This is a genomic window from Variovorax sp. J31P179, from assembly GCF_030316985.1.
Lineage (GTDB): Bacteria > Pseudomonadota > Gammaproteobacteria > Burkholderiales > Burkholderiaceae_C > Variovorax > Variovorax ginsengisoli_B.
In genome coordinates, this window is sequence record NZ_JASZYL010000015.1 from 125,207 (window position 1) to 151,870 (window position 26,664).

Here is a 26,664-nt window from a genome sequence, read left to right on the forward strand (position 1 = left end):
GGGAACCCCGATGACCCGATGCCTGTGGGTAGACCCTACCCAACATTTCCAGGATGCATAAGGACCATCCTGAATTTGTGTTGGACCGGCCAAGGCAGACTGCCCATCATCGGTGGGACCGCCCGACCGCTCTTGCCGCGAGATGCGAGGAAGGCCATCCGTTCGAAGACAAAGACCATGCGCCAAATCAATCTTCATCAACTGGCCGACGATGCCCGCTTCAACCGCTTCCACGGCCTCGTGCTGTTCTGGTGCGCGCTGATCATCGTCTTCGACGGCTACGACCTGGCGGTGGTCGGCATCGCCCTGCCCTCGATCATGAAGAAGATGGGCGTGGATGCGACCAACGCCGGCTTCATGGTCAGTTCGGCGCTGTTCGGCATGATGTTCGGTGCCATCTTCCTGGGCACCGTCGCGGACAAGATCGGCAGGCGCTGGGCCATCGCGATCTGCATTGCTCTTTTCAGCGTCTTCACCGCCGCCGCCGGCCTGGCCAACGACCCGGTCATGTTCGGGGCCATGCGTTTCCTCGCCGGACTCGGCATCGGCGGCGTCATGCCCAACGTGGTGGCGCAGATGACCGAGTACTCACCCAAGAAGATCCGCGCCACGCTCGTCACCCTGATGTTCAGCGGCTATGCGGTCGGCGGCATCGTTGCTGCGATCCTCGGCAAGGGGCTGATCGAGACCTATGGCTGGCAATCGGTGTTCTTTGCGGCCGGCCTGCCGGTGGTCCTGATTCCGTTCATCCTGAAGTCGATGCCCGAATCGATGCCATTCCTGCTTGCCAAGGGCCGGATCGAAGAATTGAAGAAGATTGTCATGCGACTCGACCCTGCCTGTCAGCTCTCGGCCGCCGACCGTTTCACGGTCCCGGCCAAAGACAGGGCCGACAGTGCTCCGATCAAGCACCTCTTCTACGAGGGTCGCGGCTTCAGCACCGTGATGTTCTGGGTCGCCTTCTTCATGTGCCTGTTCATGGTCTTCGCGCTGAGCTCATGGCTCACGAAGCTGATGGCGAGCGCAGGCTACAGCCTGGGCTCCGCACTGACATTCGTGCTTGTGTTGAACGTGGGCGCCATGATCGGCGCGATCGCAGGTGGCTGGCTCGCAGACAGATTCCATATCAAGTACGTGCTCGCAGGGATGTATGCGTTGGCCGCGATTTCGCTCACCTTGCTCGGCTACAAGATGCCGACGCCGGTGCTCTACGTCCTCATCGCCCTGGCGGGCGCATCGACCATCGGCACGCAGATCGTGGCCAACGCGTACACCGGCCAGTTCTACCCGATGGCGGTACGCGCCACTGGCCTCGGCTGGGCATTGGGGATCGGGCGCAGCGGTGCCATCCTGGCGCCGATCCTGATCGGGGTGTTGGTCGGGATGAACCTGCCCCTGCAGCAGAACTTCATCGCCATCGCGATCCCGGCCGTGATCGGCATGATCGCGGTCCTGCTGATCAATCACGATCGATCAGCTTCTCAACGTGGCGGCGTGGAAGCCGAGTCGGCCCAGGCAGCATCGGGTGTTTCGGTGGCGGCCGGAAGCTGATCGCGATCCGCGGCCGCGTCTTCGCCTGACGAAGGCTGCCCAAGGGGCAAGTGCGACTCGCTCGACCGTGGAGCAGATCGGCTGGGCTACGATGGCGGGGCGCGAAAACTTGCACCAATGCCTCTTCCCCATGCAACTGACTTTCCCGCCCGCGACCCATTCCGGCCTGGACCGGGATTTCGATGCCGACCGCTGGCACGCACTGGCTTCGGAGGCAACAGACGAGCCTTGGCAGACGCTGCCGGGCCATGTCCACCAGTCGAGCTTCGGCCGGCCTTGGATCGGCCTCACCGTGTGGCACCAGGTCGGCCCGCTGGGAGACCTCTATGTCCCGCCGGTCAGTGCCCACACCATTCTCCTGCGCCGGTCAACGCCCACGGGGCTGGTCCAGCGGCAAGGGGATGCGGTCGCGCAGACGCGTTGGCAACCAGGCGAGGCGGTGGTGGTTCCGGCGGGGCTGCCCAGCTTCTGGCGCAGTACCGCGCGGCGCGACAACATCATCATCAACCTTGCGCCCGCGTGGCTGCAGCGGGCGGCAGGTGGTGACGTCCAGCTGCAGGGCTGCTTCGGTCGAAGCGACCCGGTGCTGGCAGGCTTCGCTCAGGTGCTACTCGGCTCCCTCGACAACAACATCTCGCTGCATCCGGCCTTCGGCGAGAACCTGGCGCAGGCCCTGGCGCTGCACCTGCTGGAAAACTACGCCAGCCTATCGTTGCCGCAGAGTTCGCATGGATCGCTGTCGAGGCGCCAGATGATGCGTCTCGCCGAGGCGGTGGCCGTCGCCCTGCATGAGCGCTGGCCGGTGGCCCGGCTGGCCGAGCTGGTGGGACTGAGCCCGTTCCACTTCTCGCGCACCTTCAAGGTCTCCTTCGGCACGACGCCGCACGCCTGGCTGAACCTGCAGCGTATGGAGGCAGCCGCCCGGCTGGTCCACGGATCGCGGATGCCGCTGGCGGACGTTGCCCAGGCGACCGGCTATCCGTCGGCTGCCCACTTCAGCCAGGCCTTCCATCGCCATTGGGGCGTCACGCCCTCCGCCTATCGGCGCTCGAACTAGGCCCCTCCCGGCGGATCGGGTCTTTCCCTAGGTTGCGCAGGATTACGCAAGCAGCCGCAAGGAGGCGACAGTGGCGCTGCGGCCATGCGGCAAAGTCGCGCCGACTCTCGGCACAGACCCCAAAAAAAACCCGCAACGGAGATCCGAACATGACCACACGTCGCCAATTCGCTGCCCGACTGGGCGCCTTTGCCGCGCTGGGCGCTGCCAGCCTGCACCATGTCGCCTACGCCCAGCAGCCCGAGCTCGCTCGCCTGCTGGTGGGCTTTCCACCCGGTGGCAGCACCGACAACGTGGCGCGGCGACTGGCCGAGAAGCTTCGCGGCACCTACGCGGCCAACGTGATCGTCGAGAACAAGCCGGGCGCGGGTGCGCAGATCGCCGTGACCGCGGCCAAGGAGGCCGCAGCGGACGGCGCCACCCTCTTGCTGTCGCCACCCGCGCCGTTCACCGTCTATCCTCACACCTACCGGAAGCTTCCGTATGCGCCCGAGGACGTCCAGCCGGTGTCCATGGTCTGCACCTTTCCGTTCGCCTTCGCCGTCGGACCGGCGGTGCCCGAGAGCGTGCGCAACATCCCTGACTTCATCGCCTGGGTGAAGGCCCATCCGGGCAAGGGCTCGTTCGGGTCGCCGGCCTCGGGCTCCACCCCGCACCTGATGGGCAGCCTGCTGGGCCAGCTGGCGGGCATCGAGCTGACCCATGTTGGCTATCGCGGCGACGGCCCCGGCCTGCAGGACCTGATGGGCGGCCAGCTGCCGGCCTACTCCACCGTGCTGGGCAGTTACCTGCCGCAAATCAAATCGGGACGCCTGCGCCTGCTGGCCGTCTCCGGACCGGCACGGAGCGCCTTCGCGCCCGACATCCCGACCTTCCGCGAGCAAGGCTTCGACCTGGCCATGACCGAGTGGTTCGGCATGTTCGTGCCGGCGCGCACGCCCGCTGCGGTCGCGCAGCGCGCGGGCGATGCGGTGCGCGCTGCCGTGGCGCAGCCGGACTTCGTGCGCGCATTGGCTGAGTTCGGCATGACGGCCCAGGGTTCCAACGCACCGGACCTCGCCCAGCGCGTGCGCGCCGAAAGCGCGCAATGGCGAGATATCGTGAAACGGATCGGTTTCACGGCCGAATCCTGAGAGCGGCCACATGACATCAATCACATCCATCGCCGACGTCACGCCCCTCTGGCGGCCCAGCCCGGAACGCAAGGCACAGGCCGTCATCACGGCCTTCGAAAGCTGGCTCCAATGCGAACAGGGCTTGGAGTTCGACGGCTACGAGCAGCTCTGGCGCTGGTCGGTCGACGAACCCGAAGCGTTCTGGCGCGCGATCCTCGGCTTCTTCGACTTGCCCATGGCCACGCCTCCCCTCCGCATGCTTGAGGGCGACATGCCCAAGGCGCGCTGGTTCGAGGGTGCGCGCCTCAATTTCGTCGACCAGGCGTTGCGCCATACCGGGCTCACCGTGCCGGCCATCGTGTACGAGAGCGAGGCCGGCGGCACAGGCGAAGTTTCGTGGGAGACCTTGCGTCGGCAGGTGGGTGCGCTGGCCTCCGCACTGCGCGGGCTCGGCGTACAGCCCGGCGACCGAGTGGCCGGCTACCTGCCCAACATTCCGCAGGCCGTAGTGGCCTTTCTCGCGGCAGCCAGCCTGGGTGCGGTTTGGTCGCTCTGTGCGCCCGACATGGGGCCGGTCAGCGTCGGCGACCGCTTCAGCCAAATCACGCCCAAGGTCCTGGTCGCGACGGACGGCTACCGCTTCGCCGGCAAGCCCTTCGACCGCCGCGCCCCGTTGGGCGAGATCCTGGACCGGCTGCCCTCGATCACCGGCGTGGTGTGGGTGCCACACCTCGACCCGCTCGCCGGGCCGCCGGCGCAGGCCGCACGGCGCACTGTCGTGTCCTGGACCGATGCGATAGCAGTCGACGCTCCACTGCGCTGCGAAGCCCTGCCGCCCGATCATCCGTTGTGGATCCTCTACTCATCGGGCACCACAGGACTGCCCAAGCCCATCGTCCACGGCCACGGCGGTGTGCTCGCGAACGGCATGGTCAACATGGTGCTGCACAACGACCTCAAGCCAGGCGTGCGCGTGCTGTGGGCAGTGAACACATCCTGGATGGTATGGAACGCACACGTGATGGGGCTGCTGGGGGGCGCCACGCTGGTGCTCTACGACGGCAGTGTCACGGGCGCGGGTCCGGAGCCTGACTGGGCGCACCTGTGGAAGCTCGCGGGTCGACACCGGGTGAATGTCTTCGGCGTCGGCGCGGCCATCCACCATGCGTTCCTCAAGGCCGGTATCGTGCCGCGCGAACTGGCCGACCTCTCGGCCCTGCAAACGGTGTGCTCCACGGGCTCCCCGCTGTCGCCGGAGGCGTACCGCTGGCTCTACGCGGCGGTCAAGGAGGACCTGTGGCTCAACATCGTGTCCGGTGGTACCGACATCACGGGCGGATTCCTGGTTGGCCTGCCGACCTTGCCGGTGCGCATGGGGGAGATGCAATGCCGCGTGCTTGGCACGCACGTCGAGGCCTGGAGCGATGACGGGCGACCGCTGATGGACGAGGTCGGCGAACTGGTGTGCGTGCGGCCGATCCCTTCGATGCCGCTGTACTTCTGGGGCGACGCGGATGGCAGCCGATATCGCGAGAGCTACTTCGACAGCTTCCGCGACACGGCCGGCCGGCCGGTCTGGCGCCAGGGCGACTGGCTGCAGTTGATATCGCGGCCGGAGGCCGTGGGGGGCATCATCTACGGCCGCTCCGACGCCACGATCAATCGACAAGGGGTGCGCATGGGGACCGCGGAGTTCTATCGCGTCGTGGAGGCGCTGGAGGAAGTGGTCGACGGCCTCGTCGTAGACCTCGAATACCTGGGACGGCCTTCCTACTTGGGCCTGTTCGTCCAATTGCGACCTGGCCTCGTCCTCGACGAAGCGCTGCGGCGGCGTATGCGGCAGGGGCTGCGCAGCAGCCTGTCTGCCCGGCACGTGCCCGACGAGATCCTTCAGGTCGACGCCATTCCAAAAACCATCACCGGCAAGAAGCTCGAGTTGCCTGTCAAGAAACTGATGCTGGGGCACGCGCTGGAAAAGGTCGTAAAGCGGGACGCGCTGGCGCAGCCGGAGAGCATCGACTGGTTCGTGTCGTTCGCCGAGGAACATCTGCGGCGTGTGCAGGTTGTGCCTGGCATCGGCTCCTGACGCCGCTGCCCCCTATGGGGCGCCGCATGAAGGACTCGGGCCTGCGTTGCGTCGTTCGGGTCAGGTGCTGCCTCACCAGCGGTACGAAGGCTGACCTTCTTCGCCACTGCAGCGACAGGCGCCACGGCCTTCGCGACCGAGGATGCTGCAACGACGCCAGATTGGTCAATGAGGAACGGCTGGTTCGTCATGCTGGTACTGGCCACCACTGCGATGCAGACCTTTCGCGATGTGGCCGGCGAAGATGCGCTGATCTCCCATGCCCCAGCAGGTCAAGAACACGCGGGGCCAGATCGCCATGGCGATCGACGCCAGCATGGCCACCGTATTCACGCAATGGAGAAGCACGGTCCAGTACGGCTCGCTGAACGTGCGCATGAGCAGCCACGACCCCGTCTTCACCCAGCAACTGCAGCAGCTAAGCCAGTTCTTCTCCTTGTCGCACGAGCCCGGTCAGGCAGCCCAGATCGCGCTGGCCGTGCAGGCGCGGCAGCTCGGCCAGCAGACTTCGCTGATGGCCGGCATCGAGTACTTCTGGATCGTGATCTGGGTTGCAACACCCGCGCTGGTGGTGTCCGTGTGGCAACGGATCTTTCGGTGAGCTGGCTGGCTGGCTGGCTGGCTGGCTGGCTGGCTGGCTGGCTGGCTGGCTGGCTGGCTGGCTGGCTGGCTCAACAAAGTAAATCTCATAAAATCAAATGGTCCCATCCTCGCGCTGGCCGGTGTTGCCTTTTTGGCATCGGCGTGACCGAATTCGCCCCCTTGGGCGTGCTGCCCCTGGTCGCCCATGACCTGCAGGTGTCCATTGCCAACGCGGGGATATTGATCGCCGAGCGGCGGCCGCCGGTGTTTGTCGGGCGCAGAGGCGAGGATCCGCCGCCGGAGTGATCGACCGGCGGCAACGGATTCCAATCTAACGTAGCGAGGGGCGCGCACAGCTTCTCGCTCACGTCCTCGCCCACGCGCTGCAGGTTTTCGGCAGCGCCTAGCGGCGCGGTGCGTCCTGGGCCGCCGCGGGGTGCACGCGGCCGGTGCGATGGTCAAGGCCGCCAAGGTGCGCTTGGTCACAGCACAGCAGCCGGGCGGCGGCATCATCACCGTGATCGTGTGCGGCGATGTCGGCGCCGTGAAGGCGGCAGTCGACGCCGGAGCCGCGGCGGCCCAATCGGTCGGCCAGCTGCGCTCGGCCCACGTCATTCCACGCCCGCACGACGATGTCGAGGATCTTCTCGAGCGCCCAGCCGTGCGTTAAGCGGTCCATGTTGCTGCTGCGAGGCAGCATTGAATTCCCTCGATTTCGGCGGAATCGCCCCTCAGCACACCGGCGCATTGGCCCGCGCCAGCATTGCGTCGAGCAGCACGTTGCAGCCGACCTCCAGGTGTGCGAGCTGCGCATCCTCGACCTCGTTGTGGCTGATGCCGTCGCGGCAGGGGACGAAGATCATGGCGCTGGGGTACACCATGGCATGTGCACGGCGTCGTGGCCGCCTCCGGTGACCATATCCATCACCGACAGACCGCGCCCTCGCGCACCTCGCCGACCAGGTCCGCATCGAAAGGCGTCGGCGGGTTGTATTGGGCCGGACGCAGCTCCACACCGACCCCGAGTCGCTGCGCGACGCCGTCGCAAGCTCGCCGCAGCGCCTCGTGCATGGCTGCGAGCGTCGCGGCATCCGCATGGCGGATGTCAACCGTGAACTCGACACGCCCCGGAATGACGTTGCGCGAGGACGGGTGCACGTCGAGCACGCCCACCGTGCCGCGCCCATGCGGCTGATGAGCATTGGCGATATCAATCATGGCCTGGACGATGTGCGTCGCGGCCAGCAGCGCGTCCTTGCGCATTGGCATCGGCGTCGGGCCGGCGTGCATTTCCATGCCGGTCACCGTGACGTCGTACCAGCGCACACCGAGCGAGCCGGTCACCGCACCAACCACCTTGTTCTCGAGTTCGAGCACTGGACCCTGCTCGATGTGGGCCTCGAAGTAGGCATCGACCGCGCGACCGCCGACGGGCGTGTCGCCTGCATAGCCGATCGCGGCGAGTTCGTCGCGCACCGAGGGCCCGGCCGCGTCGCGCGCATCCAGCGCGGTGGCCAGCGTGAAGCGGCCGGTGAAGACACCGGAGCCCATCATCAACGGCAGGAAACGCGATCCTTCCTCGTTGGTCCAGATCGTGCTTCCGGCGGCACGGTTTGGTGCAAAGCGCACCATTCCCGCACCAATCACGTCGGCCGGGGCAGAGGGCTCACCCGCTCCGGCTGAAGAAATGCGCAGCCTCGTCAGTCCTCGATATATGGCTATCTACCGACTGGGCGAAACGAGGCTGCTCGACGTCGAGGACTCATGCCTGCTACACGGCGTATAACGACGCGCGAGGCGCCGAGCGGGAGGAGCGGAACAGGTCCTTCGTCGGTTCCTTGCCGCGGATTCATCTCCGGGGCGACAAATGGATGCCAGCGATCATGCAGCGGACCGACCCGCCCGCCATCTCGATGGTGGGCACCGCCAGCGGCGACAGGCGCGCCGAGCGCTCGATGCGAGACTTCTGTGCCGGGGTCAGGCTGTCGCAAGCCCGCTGCGAGAGCGCGAGGAGTCGGCCATTGCGGCCGGTGAGCTCTATGGCATTGCCCGCGAACTCGCCGATCTGGGCATGGCTCAGTTCGATGACCTCGCGGCCCGATTCTTCCAGCCGAGCACGCACCTCGGCGGCGCGCAGCGGGTCTGTGATCGTGTCCAGTCCGATCAATGCGAACTCCGTGGCCACGCACATCAGCACGTTGGTATGGTAGATGGGCTGCCCGGCCGCGTCGGCCGTGTCGAAGACCATGGGCTCGAAGTTGAAATGCGTGCTGAAGCGTTCCAAGGCCACCGGGTTGGCGCGATTGGAACGGGCGGCATAAGCCACGCGGGCCAGGTGGTCGAACACCATGGCGCCGGTGCCTTCGAGGAACAGGTTGTCCTGCTCAAGACCCGAGTAGTCGATCACGTCCTGCACGCGATACTCGGCCTTGAGCATCTCGATCACGTCAGAGCGGCGCTCGCGCCGACGGCTCGGCGAGTACATCGAATAGATCGCTACATGCCCACCCGGGTGGGTGGAGAACCAGTTGTTCGGAAAAACCGAGTCGGGGGTATCACGCTCCCCCTCATCCTCGAAGAGGTGGACGCGCACTCCCTGCGCTTCGAGGCATTCGGCAGCGGCCGTCACCTCGCGATGACCCGCGCATGCCAAGGCCTCGGCCTGGCCCTGCTCGGCCGCGCTCTGGAAGGCATTGTCGACAGCAGTTTCAGGATTCGGCGTGAACCGATGAGGACGGATCATCACGACGGCTGCAGGGGCCTGGATGGAGCGAATAGCGGACATGAGTGGCGCGACTCCCTTGCTCTTTCCTGGACTCTCAAGCGGCCCGGCGCATGACCGCGCGGGATGCACCCGAACGGGTATGTCGAAACAGATCCTTCGGATCGTCGGCCCAGGGCACCAGTTCGACTTCGATGCCGAGATTGCGCTTGACGGCCTGTTCATTCACGTAGCGCAGCGTCGAATAGTCTTCCAGCGCGAAGCCCACGGAATCGAACACCGTGACCTGCTGGACACTCTCGCGCCCGGGCTGCGTCCCGGCCAGCACGCGCCACAGGTCGACCACAGGAAAGTCGCGCGGCAGTTGCTGGATGTCGCCCTCGATCCGGGTCTGCGGTTCGTATTCGACGAACACGCGCGCACCGCGCAAGACATCCGCATGCAGTTCGGTCTTCCCGGGGCAGTCGCCACCCACGCCGTTGATGTGCATGCCGGGCTCGACCATGTCCGGCGTGAGGATGGTGGCGTAGGCCTTGTCGGCGGTGACCGTGGTCACGATGTCGGCGCCGCGCATAGCCTCGGCTGCGGAATTGGCGCGGATGATCCTCAGCGAGGGATAGACCGAGAGATTGCGGACCAGTTTGTCCGTGGCGCGCGGGTCCACGTCATAGACCGCAATCTCGTCGATCCCCAGGTGGGCGTGGAAGGCCAGCGCCTGGAACTCACTTTGAGCGCCGTTGCCAATCAACGCCATGCGGCGCGCATCAGGTCGCGCCAAGGCGCGTGCTGCCATCAGCGAAGTGGCGCAGGTGCGCAGCGCGGTAGCCACGGTGAGTTCCGACAGGAGCACGGGATATCCGGTTTCGACTTCGGCCAGCACGCCGAACGCCATCACGGTGTACAGCCCGCGTTGCGTGTTGCTCGGATGCCCGTTGACGTACTTGAACGCATAGCTCTTGGCATCGGACACGGGCATGAGTTCGATCACGCCGATGTCGGAATGGTTGGCGACGCGAGCAGACTTGTCGAAATCGCGCCAGCGAACGAAGTCTTCCTGGATGGTGTCGGCCAGATCGCCGATGAACTTGGCCACGCCGATGGCCTGCACGAGGCGGGACATGGTGGGAACGTCTACGAAACGGGTCATATGAACTCTCTTCAAGGTTCGGCCGCAGGGTGCAACCGTGTCGAAGATTGTTCTTTGAAAGGGAGCCAATGTGAACAGCTCAAGTTGTCACTTTATTCCAGTTTCAATACAATTTGCTGCATTTATTTTCCAATCTGCCAAATGGACGACACGGACCGCCAGCTCATTTCCCTGCTTCGTGCCGAGGCGAGGACGCCCGTCGTTGCGCTTGCAAAAAAGCTGCGCGTGGCGCGCGCAACGGTACAGAACCGCATCGCGAAGCTGGAAAGCGACGGGACGATCGTCGGCTATACAGTGCGCCTCAAGCCCGAGGTGGAATCTCATCACATCCGCGCGATGATGAGCATCGAGATCGAGGGGCACCATGGGGAGGCGGTACGCCGCGCACTTCGCGGGAATCCCAATGTGTCCACCTTGCATACGACCAACGGTCGGTGGGACCTGATCGCTGAACTTCGGGCCGATACCCTGGAAGCATTCGACAGTGTTCTCACCGCAATCCGCTCGACTCAAGGCATCTCAAACACGGAGACGAGCATTTTGCTGTCCACCCACAAGCTGTGAACGCCAGCCGCCGGCTGAATGCGCAACGATTGATCGCTACGCGATGCGCAGACTAGAAATCAGGGCGCAGAGCCCGTGGCGTCAAGCGACATCAGGAACTGGCCCCCCCATGTTGCCTCATCTCATCGCCTCTCCCGCCACCTCCTGCTACTGGCGCTCGCCTTGAGCGGCAAGGGTCGCAACTTCGGGAGATTCCTGGAGGCCTGAATACCCGCCGAGCCGACGCGGAACAGATCCGCGGGAGGAAACCGCCATCCTCACCTGGGGCGCAGATCGGCCAAACAAATAGGCGCCTCATCATTGGGCAAGAACTCTACGCGGACTGAGGTCGACCCCTGCTTTGTACGCGCGTGCGCACTACACGGTGTCCTGCAGCAACAGCGCCAAATGGGATGGAACTTCTGCTTCCACAAGGCGCGTTGATCTCATGGCTTCCCGATAGATTTCCGTCCATTGAGAATGCGCTCGAGAAAAAGCGTGGCTCAAGCGGCTGGCACCGCTGACGCGGTGCTCCAGTGGCTCCTCGTTCATATGCAAGCTTGAAAGTGACCTTCTCCTCGCTCGTGCGTAAAATTCACTCCGGCGCATATTTGAATAGACGACGTTCATTCATCGACTTATCAAAAACGCCTTTGTCGCAAACGTTCACGACGCCAGGCGGCGAACTCCTTCAACTTCAAAGGTTCCAGACTCAATGACGAAGTCCTACGCGCAAATTAAATCTGCCATCGCCAAACTTGAAAGGGAAGCCGCTGCGCTTCGAGAAGCCGAAACGACAAAGGTGGTTGCGCAGATCAGGGAGTCGATTGCCAAGTTTGGCCTGACCGTCGAGCACCTCTTTGGCCGTGGCGCCAAAGCTTTGAAGACAGTCGCAGGCAAGGCCCTCGGTAGTGGCAAGGCAACGCGCAAGGGCGCAGGCATTCCCAAGTATCGCCACCCCAAGACGGGCAAAACGTGGACTGGGTTCGGCAAAGCTCCCGGATGGATTGCCTCCGCGCTCAATCGTGACAAATTCCTCATCAACCAATCTGGCGTCGTTGCGGCACCTTCGATCGAAAAGGCCGACGCGCCTGTCGCTGCAGTGGCAAAAAGGGCTACCCGCAAGGCCCGCAGCATTGCGGCACCGGTGAAGAAGTCGATTCGCGCCAAGCAGGTTGCTTCCGCTTCCGTCGCAGCTCCCGATGCGAAAGCTGAAACGACGGTTGCAAAGAAGGCTGCCCCGAAGAAGAGCGCTACCCCGAAGAAGGCCACGTCAGCAAAGAAGGCGGCTGCCGCCCCCAAGGCAGCCAAAGCTGCGAAGGCACCAAAGGCTGCTGCGAAGGCCCCCAAGCAGGCCGTCGCCAAGGCCGCGAAGTCGGAAGCCGCCACTAAGACCCGCCGCCCGCGTGCGTCCACAACCACTGCGTCGCCTGTGTCGACTCCCACCCCGTCAGAGACGGCGGCATCCCCGAGCTAAATTCACGTACGGCACGCACAAGATCGTTCCTTGTTCCCCAGGAATCCGTGCCAGCTGTCCCGCGGCGGCCGCGTCATACGACAATTCCGTGCTGGATCCTTCGAAGAAGGATCTGCACTCGCTCTTGATCGCCGGCAGCGGCGATCTCTGCCGGCGTTTGACCTCCCAGGAGGACATGCGGCTTGCGTAACCATGCGTCGGCCTCTTTCCCGAAGACCTGTCTGGCGAGACTGAGAAGTTCCTTTTCGTCATGAACCCGATCCACACTCGGTGAAGCGTCGACCTTGACCACAAGTCCTGGATTGAAGGCCTTGTTCTCGAATTCCCCGTGCCAGTTCAGATAGCCACGCGGATTTGAGATCACCCGGCAGTTCCCCACTTGGTAGTCGAAGCTGTCGTGCGTGTGCCCATGCACCCAGAGCACGGGGACCTCGAAAATCTCGGACCGCATCTCGTTGACGAAGCCGCCTGAGGACCAATCCTCGGCAAACCTCGGTGCAAGCGACTTGCGATGAGGTGCATGGTGAGTCACCACCACAGTTGGCCCTTCGAATGGTTCGGCGAGCTTCCTGCGCAGCCAGGAGCGATGCTGCCGATGGATACGCAAGGTGTCCATCGGCACCAGGCGCCGGGATCCACGCGAGTTGGATGTGTGCGGGTCATCGACTCGGATGGCTGAATAGTCGGCCAGGTAGCGTAAGCATTCCATCATCGAGCGATGCCGATCCGACAGTAGACGCACCTGTTGTCCCGCGAAGCCCGGGCTATCGATCCGCAAGCGAAAGTCAGTCCACAAGGTGCAGCCAAGAAAGCGCACGCCGGCGATCAGCATTTCGTCGCAGTCGAGAAAATGTACGCCCTGCTCTTTCGCTTGGCGGCGCATCTCGGCTCTTTCCATTTCGAGCACGGACTCGTAGTACTCGTGATTGCCGGCGATCTGCACCACGGGTTTGTCGGCAAATCGCGTCGGGTCTCGCAGCCAGCGCGCGACCACGCGACCGGGCGCAACGATATCGCCCGCCAGGATGGCCACGTCGTAGTCCAGGCCCTTCGGTACGTCGAAGGTCTCGAACTCAGCATGAAGATCAGAAAGGATCAGAAGCTTCATCTTTGATCAGTGCGCGTTGTCGATGGCCGCAGCGAGGACACGCTCGACCGCGGTACCTCTTTCGAGGGCCACTCGCGGTGTCAAGCCTTCCAGCGCAGGCGCCGGCGTCTCAAGGAAACCGAGGATCAGCCACGGCTCCTGCGTGCCCAGAGCTCTGCCGATGAGTTGAATTGCCGACCAGACAGACGGCTCGAACTGCCAACGGGGAAACCTCAGCGTTCCGTCGGGGCCGGCAAGCCCAATGCACCGGCCGCCAATGATCCACGTGGCCATCGTCGAACCATCCACGTTCAGGAGGGAGGCAGCCTCTGTGACGGTGATCATGTCGGCCGCTTGCAAGCGTTCGCGACGGTACCTTTTCCCCTCGCGAAGCAAAGCTGCTGTCTCTGCGGCCGTGGCGTAGAGATCCTTGGTCATGTCAGAAGTCCATCTTCGCAAACTGGCAATTGGAGCACCAGACCGGAATCAAAGTTCTGGTTCTCCGTTCTGCCGCTCCAGTTGACGTAACCGCGGGGGTTGCACACGACCCGGCATGATCGGACGCGGTAGTCGAAGCTCTGGTGCGTGTGCCCGTGCACCCAGAGCACTGGCACGTCGAAGAACGTCTCGGGCAGTTCATTGACGAAGGCGCCCGAGACCCAGTCTGCGGCGTAGCGCTCCGCGAGCGAGCCACGATGCGGTGGATGGTGCGTGACGACCACGGTGGGCCCAGCGAACGGTTCCGCGAGTTTCTTGCTCAACCAAGCCCGCTGGCCTTGATGGATCCTGAGCGTATCTTCCGCCCTCAGCTTCCTACCTTGACGGCTACGCCACGTGTCCAACTCCGCGAGGTCATCGGCCGTCCGGATCAGGGTGTAGTCGTTCATAAGGTTGGTCGCCCTCCTCATGGCCAGCCCCGCGTCGCGTCGTCGACCTTCGGCCGTCTCGATCGCCAACTCAAAGTCCGTCCAGAGCGTGCAGCCGAGGAAGCGCACACCGTCGATCACGACCTCGCCGCCATCCAGCAGATGCACCTGGCCGCCAGTCGCCACAGTTCGGGCCTCCGACTGGGCCAGATCCATCCGGCTGCCGTAGTACTCGTGGTTCCCGGGAACGTAGATCACCGACTTGCCGGCGAAGTGCGCCTCGGCCCACTTGACGCCGCGCCGACCGGGCGTGTGGATGTCCCCTGCGAGGACGAGGATGGCGCCGAAGTCAGCATTCTCAAGCTCGCGCGCCAGGACCTCTGCGGCCGCTTGCTCACCGCGACCCTTCGTTTTGGCCAGAGGGTTCACCCCGCGTAGCACCTCGAACTCCTCGAACACTTCGGTGCTCGCGATCCGCACGCGAAGTTCGTTTGCGCGGATCCAGTCAGCCACCTTTCGTGCTCCCGGCTTGTCTAGGTCACGAATGACCTCACACCGGACCATATCGGGAATGATCACCGGCAAGCCGGGAAAAAAAAGAGCGTCGAGAGCGGCACCGGCGGCCAGGGTAATCAACGGGCCGGAGCCCGTCACGATGAGCGCGAGAGGCTTCATTCGCCGCAGGACAGGTGGCGTGGTGTCGTCCATTCCATCAACTCCTGACCACGAAGACAGCGAACTCATCGCCGCCGTCGTCTTTGGGCCGACGGGACGTAGCCGCAACCTGCGGGCGCGGCTTCGGCGCATCGAAGTCGCGATCTTCGAACCGGCGACGCCCCTCGTAGGCGGCCGCACCCAAGGCGCGCTCGCTGGCCATGCGAATCTGGCGCGGCGTCATCCACGCCAAGCAGCAGATCTGGAGGTCCGTCGGACGTGCGAACGTCGCGCGCACCTCCTCCGTCGGCACCAACCGATGGAGCGTTGCCTGAAAAATGCTGTGCGCGAGCACTAGGCGCCCGTCGATGTCCGGCTCCTCGATGAAGAACTCAAGGAAGCGCGAGCGCACCGGTGCGGCAATCCGGCCAGCGTCGTTTGCCGTGGCCATGTACACCACGTGGCTCGCATTGAACTCGAAATCGACGCTCACGTCCTTCACCTTCGATGCCGTGACCGGCTCGAGCAAGGAAAGCAACGCATCCACCGGGCGGTGGTGACTGCCCTCATTGGCGCCCTTGTCGATCTCATCGAGCAGGACCACGGGGTTTGCCTTTTCCCCCAAGACGATGAGCTCCCACAGGGCACCCACGGACGAGTTGGACCAGTGCCGCTCCGAACCTCTCAGAAGAGTGTTGGACTGCGCGTTGTCGAACGACTGCCGATGGATCGGGGCGTGGAGGACCTCAGCCAGGCGCTGCGTGAAATGCGTCTTCCCGACGCCTGGCGCACCCAACAGCAGGATAGGCTGCAGGATTGCAGGCCGGCCTGACAGATCGGCCAGGGCCATAGCGCGCTGGATCGCATCGACGACAGCTGCAAAATTCGGCATCTCCGCGGCCAGCTGCCCGAGATCTTCCCGCCACGTTGCCGCTCGCGCCACCGTCCGCCACGGCCCATTGGCCATGGCCTTGGCAAAGTGCCGCAAATCGCGGGCAATGATCTCTTTGTCAGCCGTGGCCGGGTGCTTCTTCAGCGACTCAAACCGATCGCGAGCCGCATCCCAGTCGAAGACTGCAACGGTACCCGGCGGCGCCGGCGGCAGCTCGCCCGGGACCGTCAGTGCCTGTGCGGCCTGCAATGGTGTCTGGATTCGGGTGCTGCTACCGGACGGCGGTGGAAGATTGGAGCGCTCCTCATCCTCCGCCTTTTGCTTTGCTTTGTACGCTGCGTTGGCTTCGGCTCTCCGGTGCTCAACCTCTTCGAGTACCAGTCGTTCGCGCTCGAGCGCTTCAACCTCGAGCTGCTCCAGGAGCCAGATTGGAAGGAGAAATGGCTCGCAAAATTCCCCGCCAAGGTCCCCAGGATCGGCACGAATGCCGTATCCGACAGGGGCGATGATCTTCTGCTTCTTGCTGACCATTCTGGGCTCCTTGGCGGAGCCGATCGGTCAGCTCCTTAAGACTGGGGAATGAGGGATAGGGCGAAGGCCGCCGCTATTGCCTGATTCGAGATGCGGGTCGAGTAACCCGAGCAAATCGCCACGCGCATAGCCATACGCACGTCGAAAACGACGCGTTTGGTGGTTGCGGTTGAGAAGCTCAACATGACGATCTGCCTGAGGTGTTGGGGAACCATGTTGAGCAATCATAGCGATGACCCCCGCATTCCGTCAATTGCCATCCGACGTCAACATGCTGCTACAGAGGCGTCCGGACAGCGCGTCAGGACTGTTCTCAAGCGCAATCTCTGGCGTCTTCGGCCCCTAGCGCCAAGAAGATCAGCATGCAATCCTCCCACGAGCTCAATCCAATGCTCTGGGGCAATGCATTCCCTCTTTCTGGTCATTCCCGCATCTTCGGCGAACTCGATTCTTTGGCTTGTTCCCAGCCAGGGCGCAACCTCGCCCACAGTTCTTGCAGAGAGCTGTGCGCCTCCAGACCGCGGGGCGAGGACGCATTCACATCACCGCTCTGGCTGTCGCGATGAATGATCGCTGTCGACGCGATGCCCTCCCGGCAATAGCTCCACCGCTCCTGCCATTCGAAGGGGACATGAGAGCCGTAGGCTTTTCTCAGTGAACGCACTCCTCTACGACCTAGGGCTTTGTGAGACTCAAGATCCCCTTTGTCCAGTGCTCTCTGGGCGGCTCGCATGATGATCGCCTTTACGTGATACCCCAGGGTCTCTGCGGTGTTGAAGCCAAGCACGCGGCCGTGAAAAAGCGGGGGAGACAAGCACGCAACTTGTGATTGCAACTCCCGCAGCGTTGCTCCCGCCGGGTCTGCGATCAACAGGCGCCTCGATCTCCCACCGCGCGCGCGAACCAAGACTTGCCATGCCTGGAATTCCGCAGTCGGCGCGCAGAGGTCGCCCCAAGTCAATTCGCAGACTTCAGCAAGACGCAGTTCGCAAAAGTACATAAGTTCGAAGCATGCTCGCAACTCCAGCGTACAGTTCGTGTCGAGCACCCAGCACACATGATGCCACTCTGCCAGGCGCATTGAATCCGGAAGCTTTCTACCTACTCGTTTCGCGTAGACCTCGGCTTCGACGCACACGCTCGATGAGCGGCTAAACCTCAGATGAGCGTAGCCATGCCTGTGCATCCATTTCAGCAGCGACTTCAACGCGCCCGCGATCACTACGATGCCCGCGTCTCCCATGGGTTTGGTCATCGGGCTGCGCATGCTGTCGGCCCTGCGCCGCCCACCGCGTCGCAGCCATTCCGCGGGCGGATTTGTCAGGGTTTGAAAGAACAGGTCAAATTCCTCCTCGCGCAGTGATGACACGGCCTTACGCTCAATGAACCATGCCCAGTTGAATAGCAACTCGGCCGCTCTGCGATAGAGGGACCATGTGGATCTACTCTGCTCATGTTCGCTCAGCCATAGGCTTGTCGCGCCGAGATCGTCCGCGCACTCTCTATCACAGTGACCCGGCGTGTATCGATATTCGCCGTCAGATCCATCCAACCCGAACGGTGCATTCAACATTTCGAAGCGTACGAAAGCCCCAGTCATCTGCTCCTCCCCCGTGTCACTTCGGCTTCTTTGTACTCCACGAGCACGACCCGCCCCGCCGTGCGCGTGTCCCTGGATTCGCTGAGGCACGCCCAAGCCAGCCTGCCTGGCCAGTCACGAGTCGGATCCAGATCGCTGGCGAAGTCGCGTATCGTGGACGTCCATTCCTCCTTACGTTCTTGGTCAAAATCGACGCCGCAAGAATTGTCAGCGAGGCTTCGACGCCAACTGCGGGCGCTCGCGCGATCCGCCTGCAGGCAGGAATGCGCGAACTCGGCCCATAGGCGGAGGTCGTCCGCGATTGGGGCCGGCATAGGCAAGCTATCGGACAGGGACAATGACAAACCGCGTGCTCGCAGAACCGAGTTCATTCCGGCAGCCTCGAAGCGCAAGCGCCAAAGGTGGAACCCGTGCACGTCAGGCGAATTCAGCGCGCGCGTCGAAAGTACGTGCCCGAACCTATCAAGGTAAAGATGCTGCTCGAGCGGCCAATGGAAACGGTGAGATCTGACGTCGAACCGCCTTGCGAAGTGGCGACGCATCGACTTGTAGGTCTGTCGTCGCGCTCTTTCCAGTTCAGGCGAAGACCCGTCCAAGCGATCGAACGCCTGGATGAACACGATCCGCGTGTGTGGCGACTCGGTATGGACGTACCGCTTAGGGAGGTTCAAGGGTACGAGTTGACGTAGAAGCTCAAACGCCGCCCGGCGTCTTTCGACCGGCCCCGAACGACTTGGCCATTCCAGGATTCGAGGCGCATCGATCGACGTAGAGGCAATACATCGAAGCCACTTGTGGAGATCTGACAGCATGCGATTCCTTGGCGGCTTCTTCCAACTACATATGATGTCGTTCAGGGTCCAAGAAGGTGCCAGCATTGCGTTGCATGCCGCGCATCTCATGGGCACAGCAAACGCCGCCTCCGTGAGGGCATACCGAGGCGTAGGTGCTTTGCAAGTCTCGCAGGCGTCTCTGAGAGGCTCGTCGTGAATCGGGCACCGAACGAGTGCATCGATCTGAAAGACTGAAGCGGCAAACCCACTGCCAAGGCAACTCTTGCAGTAACGAAAGCGCTCATCCCCTGCAATCGCGCAAAACCATCTGGGGCAAAAGGTACCCAGCATCGACTGAGCCAAGCTCTTCGCGGCCGCGGCCAGTTGCATTGGAGGGTGGATCCCTCGATTCTCGGTTAGTAGGCTACGGCTGTGCAGGCCTTCGCCGTTCTCGTTGATCCCGATTTCCCCAACTTTGAACAGCATCCGAGACAAGCTCAGTTCATCCATTCCGTTGACCACAGCGAGCTTCGCGAGTTGAGTGAAGGGCCCTTCGTACGGAGAAATCCACTTCGCTGACCACAGCCACGCCGTCCGCTCGATGCTCATGTCCATGCTTGCTTCCCCTCAAGACACGGCGAACTGAGCCTGCTTGACCGCAGCAATCCAAATGTCAGCGCCGAATTGCGATGACTCTTGGCGATCCTCGGCTAGAAAGAAGAAGTTTCGGATGGCCTTCGCGACACTGTTCATGCTGGCCGTGTGCGTCCGGTGATCGACTCGCAAAGGGGCCGCCCGAACAAATGCTTTCCACGCATCATCAGCTTCTTGGCCGAGTCGCCAACCGAGCTTATAAGACTGGGGAAGAAAGAACTGCGAGAAGCAAATGCCGCTGTCCTCCGGGTACTGATGGCGACGGGGATTGTCATATGCGTCCAACGTCGCCTTCAGTTCCTCACTGTTGGCGATGCCGCCGAAATCGTGTCTGCACGCCAGAAATCTATCGATCAAATCAGTACGATTGTTCCTAAGCATCTTCGTGCGCTCAGTCTCGACCACGGGGTGCGCAAAGAAAATGGTGACGACAGTGATCTCACCCAGCCTAAGGATGTCGTTGACGATACCCTTGAGCATGCGAAGTTCGAACTGTCCCCAGTTCTGGGCTTCGTCTGCCATCAGAACGAAGTACTTGCAATTGGCGCTCCGACACCGGCCTATGATGGTCTTGATGACGTCTGTCCTCTTGTCCGACATCGTCCCCCGAACTGCCCCGTGGCCCATATCAAGCAAGATGTCGCAGTAGAAATTGCCTTCGGTTTTGCTGTCGTGGTCCTTGGCTCCCCAAGTTTGCACAAGGACGTCCCGGAACTTGCTTGCCAAGGTGCCGGCAATGAGGTCGATAGCAAAGGACTTCCCGATCCGCGGCTCGCCAGTCCAGTAGTGTCCGACCTCCCTCGTGAATACGATCTGTGAAACTAGGCTCTCGGCAGCTTGTACGACGGGCGTCGCGACATGTGCGCTGCACGTGACCACGGGATGAGACGCGTACGCATCCTCGCGCGCCGGACCAATAGAGAGAAGAGGGTGGTTGTTTGCCATTTCAATACCTGTTCCAGTCCGTAGAATCAATATGAGGGGGCATACGAGGGCGCGGCGGTGGCTCGTCAGGCTCTCTTGAAGTTACATTGCTTAAGTCGGTTCGGACGGGGCGCCGCGTTTCGTTCGAAGCTGCTGCTGCTGCCGTTGCCGCTTTGGAGACCTTGGGATTGTTGGGATCTTTGCTCGCGTAGCCCTTTCGCGCGCAGAAAGCCATGTATGCGTCGATGATGTCGACGTCGTCACCGTTCTCCACATAGCCGAGTCTCACGCTTTTGTTGATCTGCTTGCGCAGGCCACGGCTGTGCGGCGTTGTTCGCCAATACGCGCTTTGGGGCATCGTCGTTCCGAGGCTTTGTCCCTTCTCGGTATATAGCGGGACCTGCCGCATGTCCTGTGGATCTATGTGCGCGTATGCGTAGCTTTCGATCAGTTGGAAATTCTCCGCGAGTTCGGGACTCGTATACCTCTGCTCGTCCAACTCGAAGTATGGCCGTCGACCGTCCGAGTAGCTTCCCCGGATCCGCACCCGTTCCATCACGACGCCGATTGGGGGAGTAAATGCGCTCGGCGGAGGGGTCGGACGCTGCATGACCACATAGCCCGACTCGACATGGTTTCTTAAGGCCTTTAAGGGGGATATCCCGCCGAGCCCCCGGTGGTTCTGGGCGTTGCCTTCGGCAATCAGGACATCGATCATGTCGACCAACTCCTCGAACTCAATCGGCTGCCTGACAGCTTCCTTGACGAACTGTCCACGATGGGGGTCCTGGGTATTCGACCCCGTGGAGGACGGAAGGCACTGGAAGCCGCGTTGCTCGAGGGTGCGAAAGAAGCGTTCGGTGATAGCGTTTCGCCACCACTTTCCCACGGGGCCCCACGTTATCGAGCAGCCAAGCGATCGACGCAAATCGGACTGAATGATCTTGGCGTAGTGCGCTAGTGCATTGTCCAGTTTTATGCATGCGGGGCGACAAGGACCTATGCCTGCAATCGTCCCGTAGGGAAAGCCTGCCTCGATCGAGTAGGTATAGCCACCGATATTGATGTTCCTTCTTTCCCACTTCTCGGTGCATCGTCTAAGTGCCAACAAGAGGTGTTCGGCCGAGACCTCCGTCGCGATAGCAACCGAGTAGGCAAGCACCGCGCGCGAGTCCTCGTCGACGACGGCATAGATCCATATCCGTTCGATCGGGATTGCCCGGCGACCTCCAGGGCCGTCGATGACGACGGTTCCCACACAATGAAGCTGGTGGGCGTCGACGCCGACAACGGCGTAGGGCACAGTCGCCAATTTGAAGCCGTATTTTCCCGTTCCCAGGTTGGCGATATCCGCGGCTGCTTCACCGTGCCACGGTCCAATGAGCTCCGGGTGACTCAGCTTGTACGCCTCAACGTACCGTTCGACGGAGCGCCGGCCCTTGCTTGCAGAGTTGTTCGGGTACTCGTCGAGGCCAACTGCATGCCGGCAGAGTCGCTTGAAGAGACGAAAGACTCGGACGACTAGTGGGTTTTTGGAACGCTTTCGTGCAGCGGCTCCCCTGCGTATGTATTCGTCGAGCGTTTCACGAATGTCCGGATGCTTCAAGAGGAACGCGTCAAATGCACCGGCACTTCCTCTTCGGCCAGCATGCTCGCCTTTTGGCAGAGGCGCTGTGCGCTTGTAGCCGCCCAGTCTGGTGAATGGGACAAGTCCGATCCATCCATTTGGCAATCCATCGTCTGCGACCTGCACACAGCGCTCGACCAGTTGGACAATTCGAGCGCGAGAGCATCCTGCAATCTCGGCGGCCTTCTGTAGCTTGCCATCATCCAGGTAGTGCTTGACACCATTGGCGAGGCGATCGAACCGATCGCGCTCCTCCTCATCGGCGTGGTGGGGACTGAACGCTCGCCATCTCGCATACTCACGTACGTGCAGGGGAAGGCGACGGCGGTTCATGCCGAAATTTCCGCCGCATGGAAGATCAGCGTGTGGCCGCAGAAAGGCTCTGTATTCAGATCGCTTGAGAATGCCCCAGTTTGGATGCCACTGAGGACTGCGGCTCCGTAGAGCGCCGCTCGATCTGGAGCGCCAAGGTCGAGCAGATCCTTAAAGCGCATGGGTCCCTGGGCGTTGAGTTCTGCATCGATTTGTGCGACCTGCGATTCCAGAGGAAAATCTCGCACTTGCGCGATCCATGGAATCGCTTGGTGCCAGTTGCACAAACGCATTGGGGAAGCGAACAGCTGCAGTTCGGTGAGCACTTCGTGCCTCGCTCCGAATACGGCAGAGTTTCGACGTTGGGCCATGATCTGGAGCTCGGCTCTTGCGTCAGCGCCACGCGCCAGGGATGCCTCGCTCTTCACTTCCCGCCAGACTACTTGGCCAGAGTTCAACTCCAGCACCGCATCAACGATGCTGGCGATGTCCTCCCCCGCTACACGAGTAACGTAGGACTTAGGCGCGTAGTCGACACTTCTGATGGCCGGATCCGACTCGACCATCAGGAAGTGGAGATACTCTAGATCGCTTCGAAGTTGGAAGTCCTTTTTGCATCGCGGGCTGTAAACGCTCCAGAGCCCGCTATTGCCCTGGCCGCGATCCGCGTACAGCTCTTCCATGGGGCCGCGTACGGCCGGCTTCGTACTCTTCGTGTTCGCCATGATGCATAGGCCGCTGCACTTCTGCTTCAGGAAGAACTCTTCGTGTCAGAGTATTAAAACAACCGCATAAGTTGTTGACGAAACGATTCCTGGGGTCTAAGATGACTCCATCCTTTGATGCACACGAAGGTATTTCGGGCCCGGAGCTGTTGGAAGCAACTCCGGGCTTTTCCTTTTGCTAGACGCGCATTGGCACTCCTCCGAACAAAAGTGGGGAAGCAACCATTTCACTGCAGTGCAGGAATCGCCGCAAGTTCTCCCCGAAAAATCAGAGAGAGTTGTCGTCGACGCGAAAAGTCAGTGGTTTGTGTCGCAATTTGCGGACAACCCAGTATCAGGCGGCAACGCTAAGTGGTTGATTCCTCGTCTTTTGAGGGGATAGGCATTGTTGTCGCCCGACTCGCTGGTTCGCCACGCTCGGCAAACGCCTGGATGGCCATGGCGCCAACCTGACCGACGGCGAGGCGCATCAGCTGCCCCTGGGCATCGTCCAGGCCGCCAAGCTGTTCTGGGAGACTGCCCGCCGCGAGGCCGACCAAGTGCAGGTCCAGAAGACCGAGGCGGTCCGACGCGAGCTCGAGCTGGAGCGCGGCGCCCTGGCCCAGAAGGAAGGGGACCTGCAGCAGCGCGAGACCTCCTTCGAGCAGGCCCGCGTTGCGCTCGATGAGGCCCTGGCGTCCTCACGCCAGGCGGTGACGGCCATGGAGGCCCAGATGCACACGCAACAGCAGGAATCGGCTCGCCTTCTCAGCGACGCCGAAGCCGAGGTGCGGCGCCTGCGCAAGGCGTTCGACGAGGCCGTGGCCAGCAAGGAAGCTCTCCGGGAGAAGGCAGCGATGGAACTGGGCGCGGCGCAGCGTGACGCCAGAGAAGCCGAGCAGCGCCACGTTGCGCACGAGCGCCGGCTACTGGCTGACGTCGACCGTGAGCGGGTGGCCGCGCGCCAGGCGGGCGCGGATCTCGCCAAAGAGCAGAAAGCCCGGGCGGCAGATCACGAGGCAGCACGCACCGCACAGGCAGCGGCAGAGCAGGCCCTCCAGGCGGAGAAGGCCGCACACCGCGAGGCAGCGGCCAGCTGGTCCCGTCAGCATCAGGAGGGCCAGGTCGAACTGGCGACACTGCGCGAGCGCGCCGCCGGGGCAGAGCAGCGGGCCACCGACCTGGCTGCGCAGTTGGAGCGCCAACAGGGGCAGGCCGAGCGGGAGATTGCCCAACTGCGGTTGGGACACGCGGCGACGATGGCAGCCCTGCGCCAGCTCGAGGCGAGCCGAAGCAGCGAAGGAACCGCGAAGCCCGCGCCCGGCCGTGCCGCTAGGGGTAAGAAGACTTCGGAATGAGCGCGCAAGGCGGAAGCCTGACGTATGTTTTCTCGTACCGTATGGTTTTCCATACCACCCTCGGCCTGGGCTGTAGACAGTCCCACGCGCCATGGACGGGCTCAGGATCTAGCCAGCCCTCCAGTGCTCCCTTCGGAGGATGAGGACCTATTGGACCGATTCACGAAGATGCGCCATCTGAAGGGCATTGGGGCCCCCGCCCTAGCCTCTTCTTCAAGCCCCACCCTTTCCCCGAGCAACTCGCCCATCCCTGCCCTCCCTTCGATAGACTGACCCGTGTGACCATCAGCTTCGATCCCTCACGACTGGACCACTTCAAAGTCTTCCGCGACGAAGAGTTGGCCGAGCTCAACCGGCACGCGGGCGCAAACCCCCTTCCGACGTTGCTTGCAAACCCCAGGTGGAAGGAGGAGTCGGCCATCGACTTCGCCCATACGTCTGCGCAGATCGAGGGCAACACCTATTCGCGCGCGGACACCATAACCTTGCTGAAGATGGGCCGCACCGCGGGCGGAAAGAGCTTTGTTGAAGCCCAGATGATCGTCAACCTGCGCAGCGCCTACGAGTTGGTTCTAGGCGACGCCGCGGCATTGGCCCACGCGGGCGTCGAGGGCGTGAGGAGGATCCACTCCGTGTTGATGCGAGGGATCTTGCCGGACGATCAACTCGGCGCAACGCGTAAGACCCGGCGGGTACGCATCGCCGGCACAGAGTACATGCCGCCCGACGCCCCCCCGTACCTGGACAAGCAGGCTGCCCGCATCCAGGAGAACATTGCTCGGGCAGCCAACCCCTTCGATGCTTCGGTTTACGCAGCGTGCGCGCTCTCATACTTGCAGCTCTTCGAAGATGGGAACAAGCGAACGTCGCGGGTCTTCCAGATCGCGATCCTGATCGCCTCTGGATTGCCGCCGATCCAGTTCCCCGTTTCGATGATCGAGGCCTACATCAGCGCCCAGCTGACTTACTACGAGACCGGTGACCTGCTAATGCATCGCGCCTTCGTGCTGGACGCATACCGCAGCGCCTATCCGGTCCAAGAACCCGAGGGGCGTATCGCCGCGGCCAGCTCCGACTCCGTCGAAAGGCCCGCGCCTCCCGCCCCGGAGACTCCGGGCGGCAGCAGCAAGGGCTGAATGCGTCCGCGAGTGAATTCGATCCAGTGTGCTGGCACGTACGACCAAGCACACGCCCGCGGACGGCTCCACGCACTGGTCCACGCGCAAGCTTGCGGCCGAACTCGGTGGCGACATCTCGCACATGACGGTGGCGCGCATCTGGGCCAAGCACGGCATCAAGCCGCATCGCCTGGAAGGCTATCTCGCCTCCAACGATCCGGACTTTGAAACCAAGGCCGCCGACGTGATCGGGTTGTATCTGAACCCACCGCCGCATGCGGCCGTCTTCAGCGTCGACGAGAAGACGGCGATCCAGGCGCTCGACCGCAAAGACCCAGTGCTGCCTCTGACGCCGGGGCGCGCCGAGCGCCATGGCTTTGAGTACTTAAGACATGGAACGCTCTCGCTTTACGCGGCCTTCAATACCAAGACCGGCGAAGTGCTGGGCAAGACTGCCACGCGCCACACTTCGGCCGAGTTCGTGGCCTTCCTGACCGACATCGTGGCCAATCAGCCCCGCGGTAAGGAGATTCATGTCATCGCCGACAACCTCTCGGCGCACAAGACCAAGCAGGTCGACGCATTCCTCAGTGAGCACCCGAACCTCCATATGCACTTCACGCCGACCTACTCCTCGTGGCTCAACCAGGTCGAACTGTGGTTCGCCAAGATCGAGCGCGATGTGATCGCGCGCGGCGTCTTCACCTCGGTGCCCGATCTCAAGAGGAAGCTCATGCGCTACATCCGCAAGTACAACGAGCAACCCATGTCCGTGAAGTGGAAGTACTTCGACCCAACAAGGCGAATTACTCCCGATTCAATCGTTACGGCCCACTAGGACCCCTGAGCCCCCTGCAACCGGTCGGCCTTTCGCGCCAGCGCTACCGCGTCAGCGACTTCCTTGGTGGAGAGCGGGCCCGCGAGCTCCACCTCGCCTGAAAGTACGCTCGCGAGTGCAGCACTACCGGCTTCCCCGCCAGCCAAGCGAACGCTGACGTGATGGACCCGCCGCCGAACTTCGCGCGCAAGGCTTTGCCCGCAGCAAGGCGGACCGCCGCGAATGACTCGTGATCCATTGCGGCAGACGCCTGCCGCACGATGAGGGAGAACGCCTCCAGCTTGTCGGCCTCGGTCCGCAGCCGCCGGGCCTTTGCCGCGCTGTGGGCGGTGTGCCGTAAGCGGCCAGTCTCCCCACCTTGAGATCAGAGGCCAAGCCGGAGACCATGCTGTCCACCTAAGTTAGCTGGACATCTATGGACGTCAATCCGAAGCAACGCCGCCGGC

At 62.7% G+C, this 26,664-nt stretch carries 21 protein-coding genes and 2 pseudogenes; 12 read left to right on the forward strand and 11 right to left on the reverse strand.

All coding sequences use genetic code 11. From position 1 onward, the window contains the following. Positions 1-177 precede the first annotated feature (177 nt). The 7 genes from QTI17_RS29195 to QTI17_RS29225 all read left to right on the forward strand — a co-directional run bounded on the left by QTI17_RS29195 (position 178) and on the right by QTI17_RS29225 (position 7,061). On the forward strand, positions 178-1,551 hold the full coding sequence (locus QTI17_RS29195) for an MFS transporter (RefSeq protein ID WP_286537193.1): 1,374 nt from the start codon (positions 178-180) through the stop codon (positions 1,549-1,551). A gap of 130 nt (positions 1,552-1,681) precedes the next feature. Beyond that, entirely contained in the window at positions 1,682-2,608 is a 927-nt protein-coding gene (locus tag QTI17_RS29200) for a helix-turn-helix domain-containing protein (protein ID WP_286537155.1), read from the forward strand. Positions 2,609-2,757: 149 nt separating this feature from the next. Beyond that, positions 2,758-3,741, forward strand: coding sequence for a Bug family tripartite tricarboxylate transporter substrate binding protein (locus QTI17_RS29205; RefSeq protein WP_286537156.1), 984 nt, complete (start codon positions 2,758-2,760; stop codon positions 3,739-3,741). A gap of 10 nt (positions 3,742-3,751) precedes the next feature. Further along, on the forward strand, positions 3,752-5,809 hold the full coding sequence (locus QTI17_RS29210; protein WP_286537157.1) for an acetoacetate--CoA ligase: 2,058 nt from the start codon (positions 3,752-3,754) through the stop codon (positions 5,807-5,809). Between the two features lie 259 nt (positions 5,810-6,068). After that, a complete protein-coding gene (locus tag QTI17_RS29215; protein ID WP_286537158.1) occupies positions 6,069-6,410 on the forward strand; it encodes a hypothetical protein in 342 nt (113 codons plus the stop codon). Further along, complete coding sequence (locus QTI17_RS29220) at positions 6,407-6,697, forward strand: hypothetical protein (protein ID WP_286537159.1); 291 nt, start codon at positions 6,407-6,409, stop codon at positions 6,695-6,697. The genes QTI17_RS29215 and QTI17_RS29220 overlap by 4 nt, the downstream gene beginning before the upstream one ends. A gap of 148 nt (positions 6,698-6,845) precedes the next feature. Beyond that, positions 6,846-7,061, forward strand: a complete 216-nt coding sequence (locus tag QTI17_RS29225; protein WP_503011130.1) for a BMC domain-containing protein — start codon at positions 6,846-6,848, stop codon at positions 7,059-7,061. Between the two features lie 61 nt (positions 7,062-7,122). Here QTI17_RS29225 and QTI17_RS29230 read toward each other — a convergent pair. From QTI17_RS29230 to ocd, 3 genes and pseudogenes are all read right to left on the reverse strand, one after another. After that, positions 7,123-7,984, reverse strand: a pseudogene (locus QTI17_RS29230) (hydantoinase/carbamoylase family amidase); the annotation flags it as partial. A gap of 256 nt (positions 7,985-8,240) precedes the next feature. Next, positions 8,241-9,176, reverse strand: a complete 936-nt coding sequence (gene ctlX / locus QTI17_RS29235) for a citrulline utilization hydrolase CtlX (RefSeq protein WP_286537161.1) — start codon at positions 9,174-9,176, stop codon at positions 8,241-8,243. Between the two features lie 34 nt (positions 9,177-9,210). Beyond that, positions 9,211-10,260 carry an ornithine cyclodeaminase gene (ocd, locus tag QTI17_RS29240; RefSeq protein WP_286537163.1) on the reverse strand — a complete coding sequence of 350 codons (1,050 nt, stop codon included), beginning with the start codon at positions 10,258-10,260 and terminating at the stop codon, positions 9,211-9,213. A gap of 141 nt (positions 10,261-10,401) precedes the next feature. On the opposite strand from ocd, the gene QTI17_RS29245 reads away from it, so the two are divergent. After that, complete coding sequence (locus tag QTI17_RS29245) at positions 10,402-10,824, forward strand: Lrp/AsnC family transcriptional regulator (protein WP_286521586.1); 423 nt, start codon at positions 10,402-10,404, stop codon at positions 10,822-10,824. A gap of 694 nt (positions 10,825-11,518) precedes the next feature. Then, positions 11,519-12,280 carry an H-NS histone family protein gene (locus QTI17_RS29250; RefSeq protein ID WP_286537165.1) on the forward strand — a complete coding sequence of 254 codons (762 nt, stop codon included), beginning with the start codon at positions 11,519-11,521 and terminating at the stop codon, positions 12,278-12,280. 73 nt (positions 12,281-12,353) lie between these two features. On the opposite strand, the gene QTI17_RS29260 is transcribed toward QTI17_RS29250, so the two are convergent. The 8 genes from QTI17_RS29260 to QTI17_RS29295 all read right to left on the reverse strand — a co-directional run bounded on the left by QTI17_RS29260 (position 12,354) and on the right by QTI17_RS29295 (position 22,883). After that, a complete protein-coding gene (locus tag QTI17_RS29260) occupies positions 12,354-13,388 on the reverse strand; it encodes a metallophosphoesterase (protein ID WP_353506739.1) in 1,035 nt (344 codons plus the stop codon). A 6-nt stretch (positions 13,389-13,394) separates the two neighbouring features. Then, a complete protein-coding gene (locus QTI17_RS29265) occupies positions 13,395-13,805 on the reverse strand; it encodes a hypothetical protein (RefSeq protein ID WP_286537167.1) in 411 nt (136 codons plus the stop codon). Further along, positions 13,802-14,941: a metallophosphoesterase gene (locus tag QTI17_RS29270; RefSeq protein WP_286537169.1), complete on the reverse strand. Its 1,140-nt coding sequence runs from the start codon at positions 14,939-14,941 to the stop codon at positions 13,802-13,804. Before QTI17_RS29270 ends, QTI17_RS29265 begins: the two co-directional genes overlap by 4 nt. A 4-nt stretch (positions 14,942-14,945) precedes the next feature. Beyond that, positions 14,946-16,310, reverse strand: coding sequence for an AAA family ATPase (locus QTI17_RS29275; RefSeq protein ID WP_286537171.1), 1,365 nt, complete (start codon positions 16,308-16,310; stop codon positions 14,946-14,948). 421 nt (positions 16,311-16,731) lie between these two features. Continuing rightward, entirely contained in the window at positions 16,732-17,679 is a 948-nt protein-coding gene (locus QTI17_RS29280) for a site-specific integrase (RefSeq protein WP_286537172.1), read from the reverse strand. 1,631 nt (positions 17,680-19,310) lie between these two features. Further along, positions 19,311-20,282 (reverse strand): TniB family NTP-binding protein, encoded by a 972-nt coding sequence (locus QTI17_RS29285; protein WP_286537173.1) that lies wholly within the window; start codon positions 20,280-20,282, stop codon positions 19,311-19,313. 1 nt (position 20,283) lies between these two features. After that, the gene (locus QTI17_RS29290; RefSeq protein WP_286537175.1) at positions 20,284-22,221 is read right to left on the reverse strand and encodes a hypothetical protein; all 1,938 of its coding nucleotides are present in this window, start codon (positions 22,219-22,221) and stop codon (positions 20,284-20,286) included. Then, positions 22,218-22,883: a hypothetical protein gene (locus QTI17_RS29295; RefSeq protein WP_286537177.1), complete on the reverse strand. Its 666-nt coding sequence runs from the start codon at positions 22,881-22,883 to the stop codon at positions 22,218-22,220. Before QTI17_RS29295 ends, QTI17_RS29290 begins: the two co-directional genes overlap by 4 nt. A gap of 581 nt (positions 22,884-23,464) precedes the next feature. On the opposite strand from QTI17_RS29295, the gene QTI17_RS29300 reads away from it, so the two are divergent. The 3 genes and pseudogenes from QTI17_RS29300 to QTI17_RS29310 all read left to right on the forward strand — a co-directional run. Beyond that, on the forward strand, positions 23,465-24,262 hold the full coding sequence (locus tag QTI17_RS29300) for a coiled-coil domain-containing protein (RefSeq protein WP_286537179.1): 798 nt from the start codon (positions 23,465-23,467) through the stop codon (positions 24,260-24,262). A gap of 278 nt (positions 24,263-24,540) precedes the next feature. Beyond that, complete coding sequence (locus tag QTI17_RS29305; protein ID WP_286537181.1) at positions 24,541-25,398, forward strand: Fic family protein; 858 nt, start codon at positions 24,541-24,543, stop codon at positions 25,396-25,398. Between the two features lie 16 nt (positions 25,399-25,414). Then, positions 25,415-26,218 (forward strand): annotated as a pseudogene (locus tag QTI17_RS29310) (IS630 family transposase); the annotation flags it as partial. Positions 26,219-26,664 lie beyond the last annotated feature (446 nt).

Coding starts and splice junctions, on each gene's coding strand:
- QTI17_RS29195 (WP_286537193.1), top strand. CDS start 178: ATGCGCCAAATCAATCTTCATCAACTGGCCGACGATGCCCGCTTCAAC.
- QTI17_RS29290 (WP_286537175.1), bottom strand. CDS start 22,221: ATGAACCGCCGTCGCCTTCCCCTGCACGTACGTGAGTATGCGAGATGG.
- ctlX (WP_286537161.1), bottom strand. CDS start 9,176: ATGTCCGCTATTCGCTCCATCCAGGCCCCTGCAGCCGTCGTGATGATC.
- QTI17_RS29200 (WP_286537155.1), top strand. CDS start 1,682: ATGCAACTGACTTTCCCGCCCGCGACCCATTCCGGCCTGGACCGGGAT.
- ocd (WP_286537163.1), bottom strand. CDS start 10,260: ATGACCCGTTTCGTAGACGTTCCCACCATGTCCCGCCTCGTGCAGGCC.
- QTI17_RS29250 (WP_286537165.1), top strand. CDS start 11,519: ATGACGAAGTCCTACGCGCAAATTAAATCTGCCATCGCCAAACTTGAA.
- QTI17_RS29295 (WP_286537177.1), bottom strand. CDS start 22,883: ATGGAAGAGCTGTACGCGGATCGCGGCCAGGGCAATAGCGGGCTCTGG.
- QTI17_RS29275 (WP_286537171.1), bottom strand. CDS start 16,310: ATGGTCAGCAAGAAGCAGAAGATCATCGCCCCTGTCGGATACGGCATT.
- QTI17_RS29260 (WP_353506739.1), bottom strand. CDS start 13,388: ATGAAGCTTCTGATCCTTTCTGATCTTCATGCTGAGTTCGAGACCTTC.
- QTI17_RS29225 (WP_503011130.1), top strand. CDS start 6,846: ATGGTCAAGGCCGCCAAGGTGCGCTTGGTCACAGCACAGCAGCCGGGC.
- QTI17_RS29285 (WP_286537173.1), bottom strand. CDS start 20,282: ATGGCAAACAACCACCCTCTTCTCTCTATTGGTCCGGCGCGCGAGGAT.
- QTI17_RS29270 (WP_286537169.1), bottom strand. CDS start 14,941: ATGGACGACACCACGCCACCTGTCCTGCGGCGAATGAAGCCTCTCGCG.
- QTI17_RS29215 (WP_286537158.1), top strand. CDS start 6,069: ATGCCCCAGCAGGTCAAGAACACGCGGGGCCAGATCGCCATGGCGATC.
- QTI17_RS29205 (WP_286537156.1), top strand. CDS start 2,758: ATGACCACACGTCGCCAATTCGCTGCCCGACTGGGCGCCTTTGCCGCG.
- QTI17_RS29245 (WP_286521586.1), top strand. CDS start 10,402: ATGGACGACACGGACCGCCAGCTCATTTCCCTGCTTCGTGCCGAGGCG.
- QTI17_RS29265 (WP_286537167.1), bottom strand. CDS start 13,805: ATGACCAAGGATCTCTACGCCACGGCCGCAGAGACAGCAGCTTTGCTT.
- QTI17_RS29210 (WP_286537157.1), top strand. CDS start 3,752: ATGACATCAATCACATCCATCGCCGACGTCACGCCCCTCTGGCGGCCC.